The 13,230-nt window shown below is 72.9% G+C and carries 10 protein-coding genes; 3 read left to right on the forward strand and 7 right to left on the reverse strand.

Going from position 1 to position 13,230, the window contains the following annotated elements; all coding sequences use genetic code 11:
• Complete coding sequence (locus IE273_RS26505; protein WP_189817673.1) at positions 1-1,629, reverse strand: peptide ABC transporter substrate-binding protein; 1,629 nt, start codon at positions 1,627-1,629, stop codon at positions 1-3.
• Positions 1,630-1,889: 260 nt separating this feature from the next.
• On the opposite strand from IE273_RS26505, the gene IE273_RS26510 reads away from it, so the two are divergent.
• A complete protein-coding gene (locus IE273_RS26510; RefSeq protein ID WP_189817674.1) occupies positions 1,890-3,287 on the forward strand; it encodes a CHASE3 domain-containing protein in 1,398 nt (465 codons plus the stop codon).
• Between the two features lie 62 nt (positions 3,288-3,349).
• Here IE273_RS26510 and IE273_RS26515 read toward each other — a convergent pair whose 3' ends face one another.
• From IE273_RS26515 to IE273_RS26540, 6 genes are all read right to left on the reverse strand, one after another.
• Entirely contained in the window at positions 3,350-4,495 is a 1,146-nt protein-coding gene (locus IE273_RS26515) for a PAS domain-containing protein (RefSeq protein WP_189817675.1), read from the reverse strand.
• A gap of 286 nt (positions 4,496-4,781) precedes the next feature.
• A complete protein-coding gene (gene ftsH, locus IE273_RS26520; RefSeq protein WP_189817676.1) occupies positions 4,782-6,713 on the reverse strand; it encodes an ATP-dependent zinc metalloprotease FtsH in 1,932 nt (643 codons plus the stop codon).
• A gap of 107 nt (positions 6,714-6,820) precedes the next feature.
• On the reverse strand, positions 6,821-7,231 hold the full coding sequence (locus IE273_RS26525) for an SPW repeat protein (RefSeq protein ID WP_189817677.1): 411 nt from the start codon (positions 7,229-7,231) through the stop codon (positions 6,821-6,823).
• 183 nt (positions 7,232-7,414) lie between these two features.
• Entirely contained in the window at positions 7,415-7,696 is a 282-nt protein-coding gene (locus tag IE273_RS26530; RefSeq protein ID WP_373309399.1) for a WhiB family transcriptional regulator, read from the reverse strand.
• A 92-nt stretch (positions 7,697-7,788) separates the two neighbouring features.
• A complete protein-coding gene (locus tag IE273_RS26535; protein WP_189817678.1) occupies positions 7,789-8,193 on the reverse strand; it encodes an SsgA family sporulation/cell division regulator in 405 nt (134 codons plus the stop codon).
• Positions 8,194-8,305: 112 nt separating this feature from the next.
• On the reverse strand, positions 8,306-8,920 hold the full coding sequence (locus tag IE273_RS26540) for a hypothetical protein (protein ID WP_189817679.1): 615 nt from the start codon (positions 8,918-8,920) through the stop codon (positions 8,306-8,308).
• Between the two features lie 598 nt (positions 8,921-9,518).
• On the opposite strand from IE273_RS26540, the gene IE273_RS26545 reads away from it, so the two are divergent.
• Together IE273_RS26545 and IE273_RS26550 are read left to right on the forward strand one after the other, a co-directional pair.
• Positions 9,519-12,410, forward strand: a complete 2,892-nt coding sequence (locus tag IE273_RS26545) for a helix-turn-helix transcriptional regulator (RefSeq protein ID WP_189817680.1) — start codon at positions 9,519-9,521, stop codon at positions 12,408-12,410.
• A gap of 153 nt (positions 12,411-12,563) precedes the next feature.
• Complete coding sequence (locus IE273_RS26550; RefSeq protein WP_189817681.1) at positions 12,564-13,223, forward strand: response regulator transcription factor; 660 nt, start codon at positions 12,564-12,566, stop codon at positions 13,221-13,223.
• Positions 13,224-13,230: the final 7 nt, after the last annotated feature.

Consider the following 13,230-nt stretch of genomic DNA (forward strand, 5'->3'; position numbering starts at 1 on the left):
TCAGCCGACCTTGATCTCGTTGTACACGGGGACGCTGAACGGGTCCAGCATGACGTGCGAGAGCCGGTCGGACCAGCCGGCGCTGCCGTTCTGGTACCACAGCGGGACGGCCGCCATGTTGTCCCGCACGACGCCCTCCGCCTGCTGGAAGAGCTGGACGGCCCGGTGCGGGTCGGTCTGCGCGTTGGCCTCGTCGACGAGCTTGTCGAACTTCTTGTCCGACCACTTGCCGTCGTTGGAGGAGGCGTCCGTGTAGTACAGCGGCTGGAGGAAGTCCTGGATCAGCGGGTAGTCCATCTGCCAGCCCGCGCGGAAGGGTCCGGTCAGCTTGTCCTGGCCGATCAGGTTGCGGAAGTCGGCGAAGGTGCCGACCGGGTTGCCGACGCACGCCTTGTCGTTGCCGAGGGCGTTGTTGATGGAGTTGCACACCGCGTCCACCCACTCCTTGTGCGAGCCGGTGTCCGCGTTGTACGTGATCTTGAGCTGGCCGCCGGGGATGCCGCCGCCCTCCTCGATGAGCTTCTTGGCCTCGGTCGGGTCGTAGTCGCAGGCGGCGCCGCAGAGCCCCTTGTCGTAGCCGCCGCTCGCGCCGAGGACCGGGGAGGTCCAGTCGGTGGCGGGGGTGCGGGTGTTCTGGAAGATCGTCTTGGTGATCTGCGCGCGGTTGACCGCCATCGACAGGCCCTTGCGGACCTTCGCGGCGCCGGGGGTGTTCCAGCCCTTGTCGTAGAACGGGAAGGCGAGGGTCTGGATGATGCCGGCGGGGGTGTTCAGGTAGCGGTTGCCCAGGTCCCGGTGGACGTTGCCCAGTTGCTGGGCCGGGACGTCGTCGACGAGGTCGAGGTTGCCGGCCAGCAGGTCGGTGTAGGCCGTGTTGTTGTCGGTGTACACCTTCAGGTCCACACCGTCGTTCCGGGCCTTGTCCGCGCCGGGGTAGGCGTCCCACTTGCGCAGCCGCATCTCGGAGCCCTTGGTGTACGACTTGATGGTGTACGGGCCGTCGCCGACCGGCTTGGCCAGCCAGGCGGCGTGGTCGGTGAAGAAGGTTTTCGGCAGGGGCGCGAACGCCACGTAGCCGAGGGTGTCGGGGAACGTGGAGAACTTCTGGCTGAGCTTGACGGTGAAGGTGTGGTCGTCGACGACCTTGAGGCCGGAGAGCGTGTCGGCGGTCTGCTTCCCGCTGTCGGGGTGGACCTTGTCGTAGCCGTCGATGTAGCCGAAGAAGTAGGCGTTCTTCTGGTTGTTCTTCAGGCTCGCGCCGTAGTTCCAGGCGTCGACGAAGGACGTGGCCGTGACGGGCTCGCCGTTGCTGAACGTCCAGCCCTTCTTGACCTTGATGGTGAAGGTCTGCGAGTCCTTGGTGGTGATCCTCTCGGCCAGCGCGTTCTCCGCCTTGCCGGTCCTCGGGTCGTACTGCTTCAGCCCCCGGAAGATCATGCCGAGCACCTTGCCGCCCTGCACCTCGTTGGTGTTGGCCGGCTCCAGCGGGTTCTGCGGATCGCCCCAGACCGCGCTGAGGACGGCGTCGCCGCTGCCGCCGCCGTCCGAGCCGCCACCGCCGCCGCACGCGGTGAGGGTGAGGGCCGCCGCGACGAGGGCGGGCCAGGTGGCATAGGTGACTGCGCGCATGGGTCTCTCCTCGGGGACGGACCGTGACGGCGGACAGATGGTTGACCGGAAAGGTAGACATCGACCGATAGATCCGACATCACACGTTTGCGCGATATGCGCCCCTGGACACCTGTGTGGCGGACCGACGCTGCGATGCCGCACCTGCTCGCATACCTCGTGGGCATACGCCCGCGCCTGCCATGTGGACATGTCTTCCGCTCCCGTGCGGATACATTGCAGACTTCAGGTGTCTCGATCCATTCACGGGCAGGCGGAACATGGGCGCACGACAGGAGAACACGGGCCGGCGGCTGGGGCTGACGAGCCTCACGGTCGCGGCGAGCGGCCTGCTCGCCTTGTTGATCGGTGTGGCGTTCGCCGTCCTGCTGTTCGCGATCTCCGACGCGAACAGCTCCGTCTCGGCCCGGCGCGCGTCCCGGACGGCCCTCGTCGAAGCCGGCAGCATGGAGCGGTTGCTCCTCGACCTGGAGACCGGGCAGCGCGGTTACGTGATCACGGAGCGGGAGGAGTTCCTCCAGCCGTGGCAGGCGGCGCGCAAGGCGTTGCCCGCGGAGGAGCGGCGGTTCACGGACAGCGCCACCTCCCCGGGGCAGCGGCGCACCGCCGAGCGGATCACGCGCGGCGTCCAGTCCTTCCTGAACGACTACTCGGTCCCGCTGGTCGAGATGGTCCGGCGGGGTGATCCCGCCGCGTCCGGCCTGAAGGAGACGGCCGAGGGCAAACAGCGCGTCGATGTCCTGCGGGCCGAGTTCAACAGCTACATGACGGACGAACGCGCCCAGCTCGCGGAACGCACGGACGCGGCGGGCACCAACAGCCGCCAGGCGGTGCTCGCCGCCGCCCTGGGACTCGCGGCGTCGACCGCGCTCGTGGCCGTCTTCACGGTGCTCCAGCACCGTGCGGTGGTACGGCCGGTGCGCGGGGCGGCGGGCGCGGCGGAGGAACTCGCGGGCGGTGACCTGAGCGTGCGGATGCCGCCCAGCAGGGTGGCGGAGATCGGGGCACTGGGCACCTCCTTCAACACCATGGCGGCATCCCTCCAGGACAGCCGCAGACGCATCATGGAGAGCACCGAGGCCGTGCACCGGCGTACGGCCCGGGACCTGCACGACGGGGCACAGCAGCGTCTGGTGAGCCTGATGATCGGGCTCCGGCTGGCACGGGAGCTGATACCGCAGACGGAGACGGCCGCGATCGATCTGCTGGACCAGTCCATCGACAACGCGCAGACGGCGATCAACGAGCTGAGGGAACTCGCCTCGGGCATCTACCCGCTCGTGCTGACGGTGAAGGGGCTGGTGGCAGCGGTGAAGGACCTGGCGTCCCGGTGCCCGGTGCCCACCGTCGTCGAGAGCCGGGACGAGCGGCGGATCTCCTCCACCGTCGAGTCGAACGCGTACTTCGTCGTGGCCGAGGCGGTGACGAACGCGGTCAAGCACGCCCAGGCGTCCCGGATCGACGTCACCCTCGCGTTCGGGGACGTGCTGCGGATCAAGGTCGCCGACGACGGCGTCGGCGGCGTCGGCAAGGCCACCGCCGGCAGCGGGATGAGCGGGCTCGCGGACCGCGTGGCGGCCTTCGACGGGAAGCTGGCCATCGACTCCCCTCCCGGTGGCGGCACCACCATCCTGATCCAGATACCGATTCCGGCCTGAGCCGGAGGGCGGGATCTCCGCTCCGCGCGCTCACACGTGTGTCCGTGGGCGCGGTCGCGCGGTCAGAGCGGGACGACCGCCGTGACCGTGGTGCCGGTGCCGGGCGTGTGACACACCCGCAGGGTGCCGTCCAGACTCGCGGCCCGCTCCGTCAGGGCGGCCAGCGCCGCCGCGTCCGCCTCCCCGGCCGGCGGCGCCCCGTCGTCCACGACGGTGACCACGAGGCTCGCGCCGAGGTCGGCGGTCACCCGGACGCGGTCGGCGCCGCCGTTCTCCACGGCTCGCTCGACGGCCTCCGCGACGAGGAGATACAGGTGCGACTCGACCAGTCGGGGCAGCCGTCCGGACAGGGAGCCCGAGACCGTCATCGGCACCGGGCAGCGCCCGGCGAGGGCGGCGAGCGCCGCGGGAAGCCCTCCGGCGCGCAGGGCTCCGGGGCTCAGGGCGTCGGTGACCTCCCGCACGCCGGCCAGGGCCGCCTCCGTGTCGCGGACCACGTCGTGGAGCAGATCGATCACCCGAGCGGGTGCCGGGCCCAGTTCCTGCCGGGCGATGCCCAGGCCGAGCAGGGCTCGCACCAAGCGCTCCTGGACCGTGTGCTGGAGGGTCCGGGCGTAGCGGTGCTGCCGTTCCACCTGCCGGTGCGCGAGGAGCGGGAACGGCCCGTCGTCGGGCATCCCGTGCCCGGCGCGGGCCGGCTCGGCGAGGGGCACGAAGGCGTACAGGGCCGCGTCGCCGCCCGGCCGGGACAGCGGCACGCGGGTCCACTCGACCGGGAGAAGGGAGCCGTCGACCCGGGTGAGCGTGCCCCGACCGCTTACGGGCCCGGTCCGCCCGGCGGTCTCCTGCTGCCCGGAGGCGGTGGCCGGGTCGCTGTCGGTACCCGGCGGGTCGGACGGACGGCCGTCCGTGTCCGGCACCTCGGCCGGACGACCGTCGGTGCCCGGCACCTCAGCCGGACGGCCGTCCGCGCCCAGCACGTCAGCCGGACGACGACCAATGCCCGGCCGGTCGGACGGACGGCCATCGGTGCCCGGCACCTCAGCCGGACGGCCGTCCGTGCCCAGTAGGTCAGCCGGACGGCCGTGTCCCAGCGCCTCGGCGGCGGCGGGGTTCGCGTAGCGCACCGAGTGATCGGCGTCCACGGCCCAGACCGGCTGCCGTATGACGTCAAAGACGCTTCCCAGCTCATCGGCGATCGACGTCATCGCGCTCGTTCCTTCCCCCAGGGCTCGGCACCCTGCCCTCGCGGCGTCGGAGAGCGACGCCGGCGGACAGCGGCCGCCGCACGTCCCCACGCGAGGCGGAGCCACGCACCTGACTGCGCCGGCGCCGCTGGCATCGACTCTCACAGACACACCCGGACGACGCATCCGTCATTTGACTGGAAGCCGCCTCGTGCGAGGTGCGCGGTGCTGCTACGGCGCGGTGCCCGAGGGGACGGTCCGCCGAAGAGCGCGGCCGGTCAGCCGGTTGCCGCCGGGCGGGGCGGGGTCACTCCCGTCCCCCGGCGGCGGGCGTGACTCCCGCGACGCGGTAGGCGTCCGCCTCCTCCAGCGTCTCGTGCTCCAGCAGCGCGGTGGCCAGACCGTCCAGACGGTGGCGGTTCTCCTCCAGGGTGCGGCACGCCTGGGCGTAGCACTCCTCGACGATCCGGCGCATCTCACCGTCGACCAGGTCGAGGGTGCGCGGGGCGGCGGACATCCCGTAGGGCTGCTGACTGTCGTCGGGCAGCACCGACAGGTGTCCCACCCGGTCGCTCATCCCCCACCGCGTCACCATCCCGCGGGCGATGCCGGTGACGTGTTCCAGGTCGTTCTCGGCACCGGTGGTGATCACCCCGAACACGACCCGCTCGGCCGCCATGCCGCCGAGGGCGCCGATGATCCGGCCGCGCAGGTACTCCTCCGTGTACGCGTACTTGTCGGCGTCCGGTGTCGACAGGGTCACCCCCAGGGCCCGGCCGCGCGGCACGATGGTGATCTTCCGGACCGGGTCGGCGCCGGGCTGGAGCATGCCGAGCAGGGCGTGGCCGCTCTCGTGGTAGGCGGTGCGCCGGCGCTCCTCCTCGGGCATCACCAGCGGGCGCTGCGCGCCGAGTTGCACCTTCTCCAGGGCGTCGGACAGATCGTGTCCGGTCACCCGGTCCCGGTCGCGCTTGACCGCGAGCAGCGCGGCCTCGTTGGCGAGGTTGGCCAGTTCGGCGCCGGTCATGCCCGGGGTCGTACGGGCGATGCGGGCCAGGTCGACGTCCCCGGCGAGCGGCATGGACCGGGTGTGGATGCGCAGGATGGCCTCGCGGCCCTTGCGGTCCGGCGGGGAGACGGTGACCACCCGGTCGAACCGGCCGGGCCGGGTCAGCGCCGGGTCCAGGATCTCGGCCCGGTTGGTCGCGGCGACCACGACGACGCCGTCGGAGGCGGAGAAGCCGTCCATCTCCGTGAGGATCTGGTTCAGCGTCTGCTCGCGTTCGTCGTGTCCGCCCACCGCCGAACCGGTGCGCGCCCGGCCGATGGTGTCGATCTCGTCGATGAAGACGATCGACGGGGCCACCTTGCGTGCCTCGGCGAACAGCTCGCGCACCCGGGAGGCGCCCACGCCGACGATCATCTCGATGAACTCGGAGGCCGAGGCGGAGAAGAAGGGCACCCCGGCCTCGCCGGCCACCGCCCGTGCCAGCAGCGTCTTCCCGGTGCCGGGGGGACCGGCGAGCAGTACGCCGCGGGGCATCTTCGCGCCCATCCGGCGGTATGCCTCGGGCCGCTTGAGGAAGTCGACGACGTCGTTGAGTTCGCCCTCGACCTCGTCGATGCCGGCCACGTCGGCGAACGTCGTGCGCCCCTGCTCCGCCTCCACCGGCTTCGGCGGCTTGCGGCCCAGGACCCCGCTCATGCCGCCGCCGAGACCGCCGCCCGCCTTGCGGGCGACGAACACCCATACGGCGATGAGCAGCGCGGTCGGCAGCAGCGACACCAGCAACGACTGGCCGAGGCCCGGTCCCTGCGCCACCGGCGACGCGGACACCGAGACCTTCTGCCGCGTGATCTCCCGCCACAGCCCGTCGTCGTCGGCGAAGGCGGGCTCGTACGTCTTGAACCGGACGTAGGTGGCGCCGTGGTCACCACCGGGCACCTCGCGGGCCTTCTTCAGCGTTCCCTGGATCTGCGAGCCCTGGGAGTAGACGGTCTTGACGTTGCCCGAGTCCAGTTGCGCGGTGAAGTCGGTGTAGTCGATGGACGTGGTGCCGTCGCCGTGCATGGTGTTGTAGAGCAGGCCGGTCCCCAGGTAGATGACGAGGATGACCACGATCTGCACCAGGCAGCCGCTGCGGGAGCGCCGGCCGTTCGGCGCGGGCGGCCCGCCCGGCACTCCCTCGGAACGCCACGGGGACCGCGGGTCGTGTCGGGGCGGTACGGGTGCGGCCATCGGACTTCTCCTTGAGGGCGACGCGGTGCTCGTCGGTGGACGGGGGCGGTGCGGGGGTGACGGTGCCGGGCGGTGCGGGGGGGCGGTAGGTCACGGGAGGCGGTAGGTCACGGGAGGCGGTTGGCGCGCCGGACCAGGGCGGTGGACAACAGGCCGAGCACCAGGGCGAGCGCGCCGAGGACCACACCGTCGACGGCGGCGGCGCGTCCCGGATGCCGGACCACCGCCCAGGGCGAGCACGCCATCCACAGACCCGTCACCCCCAGTGCGGCGCTCAGCCCGGTCATGCGCTCGGGGGCCACCGTGAAGCCGACGGTCAGGAGGCAGATGGCGCAGCCCACGACCAGGTCGTGCACGGCGAGGTCGTGGTGGGCGGCGGCGAAACCCAGCACCCACGGCGACACGGCGTAGAACAGACCGACCAGGAACACCGGGCCGTTCACCAGGGCCACGTCGTGGCCGCCCAGGACCCGGACGCGACGCTCCCGCGTCCCGAAGGCGTCCGGGCGGCGCGCCACGTCGTTCCTTCCACGGGTAAAGCCAGACACCTGGGTCTCCTCACTCGCCGCTCCAGTCGACACCTCACGGCGCCGGCGCCGCGTACGACATGGTGGTACCGACCCCTCGGGGACACATCACACATGTGAGTGATTGGCCCGTGGCACGTGTCGCGCCGTACCGGGGGCGGTGACGCGCCTGCGTCAGGCCGCGCCCGCGGTACCCGTGTCGAACTGCCGGCGGTCCGCGTCCGACATCCCGCCCCAGATTCCGTACGACTCCCCGTGCTTCAGGGCCGTGGCCGCGCAGATGTCGGCGACCTCGCACCGGCCGCAGATGCGCCGGGCCCGCTCCTCCCGGTCGCGGCGCGCCCGCCCCCGCTCCCCCGGCGGGGAGAAGAAGGTGGAGCTGCTCATGCCGCGGCAGGCCGCGCGCTGCTGCCACTGCCAGTCGCTGAGGAGGGGCCGCGGGTTGCTCGGCATCATCTTCGTCTTCCTTCCGACAAGGGGTGTGCGACGGTCCTTCGGGACACACGTCCCGGTGTCTGCTCGTTCGTGCTGTGCCGGCGGTGGACGCCTCACTCCGCCAGCTGGACCAGCTCGTCCCAGTCCACCCCGTCCAGCTCGGCCCCGCGCGGCACCATGGTGTAGGTCCCGGCGAGCCACGTGGTGACCGGTTCGGCGGGGATCTCGAAGAGTGCCGTGCGGGCGCCTCCCACCCGCACGCAGAAGGAGGACGGTTCGCCGTCGAGGTCACACACCGGCCAGAGCACCACATCGCCCTCGCCCACCCGGGCGGACAGGCCGTCGGCCAGCAGATCCCGGGAGAAGACCCAGCGCACCGGCCGCTCGCCGTCGGTGTCGAGGACCAGCGTGACGGCCAGCGGGTCATGGGTGTCGTAGGAGATCTCGGAGTTCAGTGTGAGGGTGAGGTCCGAGGTCACCCAGTGTGTGACCTCCAGCGAGAGCTGGCACTTCTTCATGGTCGCCTCCTCGGGGCTCGGCCGGTCGACCGGCCTGGAAACGTGGGTTGTCGTGTTCTGCGGTCCTGCCGCGCGGCTGCCTGGGAGTGCGCCGCCCCGGCCGGGGCCCGCCTCAGTCGATCGCGCGCAGGGTGCGGGGGTGCCGCCGTACCGCGGCGAACGCCTCGACCGCGCCGGTGGCCATCAGTACGGAGCCGCCGACGTCGGCCAGCTGCCCCAGGGACGAGAAGGGGAAGGCGGTGATGAACAGACCCGCCGAGACGATCACCGCGTTCAGTACGTCGTCGTAGACGAAGACATGACTCACCGAGGACGAGGTGGCGGAGACGGCCATGGTGAGTCCCCGCAGCAGCCAGCCGCAGCCGGTCCACAGTCCGAGCAGGAACACGGTGTCGGCCCAGCCGTGGAAGAGGACCGCGCCGAGCAGCAGCGCGGCGATGCCTCCGGCGGACAGCATCCAGCGGACCGCCGCCGACGCCTTCGACTCGTGGACCGCCAGCAGTTGCAGGATCCCCTGCACGGCCAGGTGCACCCCGAAGAACGTGCCGGCCTGCGTCACCGTACGGACGTGCGCGACGATCAGCGCGCCCCCGACGGTCGCCGAGACCAGGGAACCGGCCAGCATCGCCCTCCGGGTGAGGACACCGCCCGGGCCGGCGACCATGCGTACGCCGGTGCTGCCCAGGGGGTGACGGACCTCGGCCCGAATGGTGTCCAGCTGTGCCATGCCCAGTTCCCGTTCGTCAGCCGCAGGCGTCCGGTGCACTGCGGGCCTTGTTGTCGTCGTTGTCGCTCAGACGTGCCGGTTCCGGTGGGCCGGTCGGCGCGAAAGGTGTCCGGCGGTGGCGGCTGTCCGTCGCGTCGCGTTCTCCTGGACAGCACCCCTGCGTCCGCCGGCCCTCCGGACCCCCGTGGCGGCGGGTCGGGGCTGACCGGGAACCCCCCGGATACAAGCGTTAGTCTCGGAATCGGGCCGCATCCGGGTCTGTCGTGTGATCCCTCGCCCTTCGTAGGGGCTCCCCCACGCCCGTGTAGGGTCCGCCCCACACCCGGGCGGGCATCGGCCGTGTGACGTGCGGCGACGTGCCCGCGCCGGCCGCGGCGCGCCGGCCGGATCCGGGGTGGCACACGCGCAGACGTCGGGTTGTCCCCACATCGCTCGTGGAGTACGCCCCCCTGCGCCTTTCAGGTGTGCTTGACAGCCACTGGAGGCGACGGCGGCACATCCTGTGTCACGAACCGAACCGAGGTCACATCACGTGTGCGGGTCCTCGGCCAGGCGGAAACGCGGCCGGCCGCGCGGCACACGACCACTGGAGGCTGCCTTGATCCAGGCGACTGACATCCCGCCGACGACGGACGGCACCGCCGTCCCCGTGCCCGCGGCGGTCCCGCGCGGGCACGGGCGCCAGCGGGAGCAGATCCTCCAGCGGGTGCTGCGGCTCCTCCACCGTGACGAGGGCGGGGTGCTGTGGATCGAGGGGCCCGCCGGCGCCGGAAAGTCCCGCCTGCTGGCCTTCGCCGCCGAGGAGGCGGCGCCGGCCGGGGCCCTGGTCCTGACCGGCGGCGGCGTCGCCGGGCACGGCATGCCACCGCTGGCTCCCCTGCTGGACGCCCTCGGTCCGATACCGGCCCTCCGGAGCCGCGAGCCCGGTACCGCGCATCGCGAGCCGGGGTCGTCGTACCCCGAGGCCGGTTCTCCGTACCAGCTGATGCGGCAGGTGGAGGACCACCTGCGGGACCTCGCCCACGACCGGCCGCTCGTCGTCGTCCTCGACGACGTGCAGCACTGCGACGAACTGACGTTGCTCGCGGTGCGGGGGCTCACCGCCCGGCTCGCCGGGCTGCCGCTGCTGTGGGTGCTCGCCGCACGGTCCCACGTCGACGTGCCGGCCGTGGAGTCGCTGCGGCGCGATCTGCTCACCGAGCGGGCGGTCCCCCTCGACGTCACGGCCCTGGAGCCGGACGCCGTACGGCTGCTGGTCCGGGACCTGCTGGGGCCGCGGGCCGCGCAGGCGGATCCGTACCTGCCCCTCTGCGGCGGCCTGCCGGGCGCCGTCAGACAGCTGTGCGCCCTCCTCGCCTCGCGGACCGGGACCGCCGGCGCCGTCCGTACCGGCGGGGACCCGGTGGCCGGGGCCGTGGCCGCCCGCAGGCTCGACCAGTTGACGCAGCAGGCGAAGGAACTGGTGCTGTTCGCCTCCGCGCTGGGCGACAGCCTCACCGTCCGGCACCTGTCCCGGGTGCTCGGCCGCGGCGAGTCCGCCCTGCTGCGCCCCCTCCGCGAGGTGCTGGCGGCAGGGCTGATGCGGGCCGGGCAGCAGCACCTCGCCTTCGCGCACCCGTCGGTGCGCGACGCCGTCGTCGCCACCCTGCCGTCGCCCGTACGGCTGTCCGTGCGCCGGCGCTCGGTCGACCTGCGGCTCGCGGACGGCACGCCCCCGGCGGTGCTCGCCGCCGAGATCGCCGAACTGGCCGAGCCCGGCGACGAGCACGCGATCCGCGTCCTGGCGACCGCCGCCCGGGAGCTGGCGCCCCACTCGCCCGCGACGGCCGCGGCCCACCTGCGCCGTGCGGTGGAGCTGAGCCGGGACGCCGCTCCCCGGCGGATGCGGCTGGCCGCGCGGCTGATTCCGCTGCTGTGGGAGACGGGCGAGTCCGACGAGGCCCGCGCCCTGGCCCGCGAGGTGGTTCAGGTGCCGCCGGACGCGGCCACCCACGCGCGGGTGTGCCTGGAACTGACCCGGATGGGCGGCCGGTTCCCGGTGGCCGAGGCCGAGGCGCATCTGCGCCGGGCCCTGGGCCATCGCGGGGTGCCGCAGCCGGTGAAGGACCAGTTGCTGTCGACGACCCTGCTGAACCGTCTGCTGGCGGGCGAGGCCGAGGAGGCCGGCGGAGCCCTGGCCGGGTCCCTGGCGCGCGCCCGGGGCACACACCCGCTCAACGACCTGACCCAGCGCACCCTCCGGTCGATGAGCGCCTGCCACCGGCAACGGTGGACCGAGGCGCTCGGACACAGCGAGTCGGTGCCGGCGAAGGTCGCCGAGCTGGACCCGTCACACGGGCCCGCCCTCCCCGAAGTGGTCGTGGCGACGGTCTGGAGGGCCGCGCTGCTGGGCCTGGCCGGTGACGGCACGGCCGCCGCGGAACTGGTGGAGGGCGGCCTGGCGGACGCGGAGCAGCGGGGCCGGCGGGCGTACCTGCCGCTGTGGCGCACCGCGCGGGCCCGGCTGCTGCTGGACGGCGGCCGGCTGCCGGAGGCGGCACGGGAACTGTCGGCGGCACGGGAAGTGGCCGCTGCCGGGGCCGGATCGCTTGCTCGGGGGACGTCCGCGGCGAGCGAGGCGGCCATGGTGTGCGCCCGGGCCCGGATCGCCTTCCACACCGGGGACGACGCCGAACTGGAGGCGTGCTCGGCCCTGGCGCAGACCTACCTGGAGGGCGAGGACCGGCAGTCGCGCAGGGCAGGGGCGTGGATCGCGGTCCTGACCGCCCTGTACCGGGACGAGGCCCTGACCCGTCACCAGCTCGGCGAGGCCGCCGCCCACCTGCGCCGCGGCTTCCTCCACGCGACCTGCCTCGACGCCGGGGACGTGGTGCTGCTGGTGGCGGTTGCCCTGGCCTCCGGGCAGCGGGACATGGCCGCCGCGGCGGTGGAGTTCGCCGAGGAACGGGCCCGGCTCAACCCCGGCCTGCCGCTGTTCGCGGGCGCCGCCGCGCACGCCCGGGGCCTGTTCGCCCGGGACGCGGACCTGCTCGCCGAGGCGGCGGAACGCCACGGGACCGCCCGCCCCCTGCTGCGGGCCCGCGCCCTGGAGGACGCCGGGGAGCGCGCCGCCGCGGCCGACGCCGCCACGGCCCGGTCCCGCTTCGAGGAGGCGTTCCGGCTCTACACCGAGTGCGGGGCGGAGCGCGACGCGCGGCGGGTGCACGGCAGGCTCCGCAAGCTCGGCATCCGGCCCCTCGGCGCGGCGGGCGCCGCCGCCCCCGCCGTACCGGAGCCGGAATGGCGCGGGCTGACCCGGTCGGAACTCGGCGTGGTGCGGCTGATCGCCCACGGTGCCACCAATCGCGAGGCGGCGGAGCGGCTGTTCCTGTCCCCGCACACCGTGAACACGCACCTTCGGCACGCCTTCGAGAAGCTCGGCGTCCGCTCCCGGGTCCAGCTGGCCCGCCTGTACGCGCGGGAGGTCGACTCGGCGGCGGTCTCCGCCTGAGCGGCCGGCGTGTGGAGGCCCGCGGGCTCGGCCGAGCACTTCCGCGCCGGCGCCACGCGATCCGGCGGCGTGCCGGTCACCGCCTCCTCGTCAACTCGACTCGTCAAATCGACTCGTCAACTCGACACGCACACCGCAGGCTAGGATTCCGCCATGAGCCAACCACTGCGGGCGGTGCTCGGAGAAGACCAGCCGATCGTACGCGAGGGCATCGCGACCATCCTGCGCCACGCGGGCATCGACGTCGTCGCGTCCGTCGACAACGCGGTGGACCTCGTCCGGGCCGCCGAGGAACACCGGCCCGACGTGGTGATCACCGACATCCGGATGCCGCCGGCCCTGGAGGCCGACGGCCTGGACGCCGTACGGAAGATCCGCGCGGCGCGGCCGGAGACCGCCGTGATCGTCCTCTCGCAGTTCCTCGACTCCTCCTACGCGCTCGATCTGGTCGGGGACGATCCGAGCGGGGTGGGCTACCTGCTGAAGGAGAAGGTGGCCAGTCCCCAGATCCTCATAGACGCCGTCGAGCGGGTCGTGGCCCGCGACTCGGCCCTCGACCCGGACGTCATCTCGGCCCTGCTGGGCCGCAAGCGCCCGGAGGACCCGCTGGCGGCGCTGACGCCGAAGGAGCGGGAGGTTCTGGCCCTCATGGCCGAGGGCCATTCCAACACCGGGATCTCCGAGAAGCTCTTCGTGAGCGTCGCCGCCGTGGAACGGCACGTGACCGGCATCTTCATGAAGCTGGGGCTCAGCCAGTCGGCTTCCGGGCAGCACCGCCGGGTGCTGGCGGTGCTGCGCTACCTCGGGCAGTAACGGGGCC

Origin of the sequence: Streptomyces olivaceoviridis (assembly GCF_014650115.1) — a bacterium.
GTDB lineage: Bacteria > Actinomycetota > Actinomycetes > Streptomycetales > Streptomycetaceae > Streptomyces > Streptomyces olivaceoviridis.

Coding starts and splice junctions, on each gene's coding strand:
- IE273_RS26540 (WP_189817679.1), bottom strand. CDS start 8,920: ATGGCACAGCTGGACACCATTCGGGCCGAGGTCCGTCACCCCCTGGGC.
- IE273_RS26515 (WP_189817675.1), bottom strand. CDS start 4,495: ATGACGTCGATCGCCGATGAGCTGGGAAGCGTCTTTGACGTCATACGG.
- IE273_RS26505 (WP_189817673.1), bottom strand. CDS start 1,629: ATGCGCGCAGTCACCTATGCCACCTGGCCCGCCCTCGTCGCGGCGGCC.
- ftsH (WP_189817676.1), bottom strand. CDS start 6,713: ATGGCCGCACCCGTACCGCCCCGACACGACCCGCGGTCCCCGTGGCGT.
- IE273_RS26530 (WP_373309399.1), bottom strand. CDS start 7,696: ATGATGCCGAGCAACCCGCGGCCCCTCCTCAGCGACTGGCAGTGGCAG.
- IE273_RS26510 (WP_189817674.1), top strand. CDS start 1,890: ATGGGCGCACGACAGGAGAACACGGGCCGGCGGCTGGGGCTGACGAGC.
- IE273_RS26550 (WP_189817681.1), top strand. CDS start 12,564: ATGAGCCAACCACTGCGGGCGGTGCTCGGAGAAGACCAGCCGATCGTA.
- IE273_RS26535 (WP_189817678.1), bottom strand. CDS start 8,193: ATGAAGAAGTGCCAGCTCTCGCTGGAGGTCACACACTGGGTGACCTCG.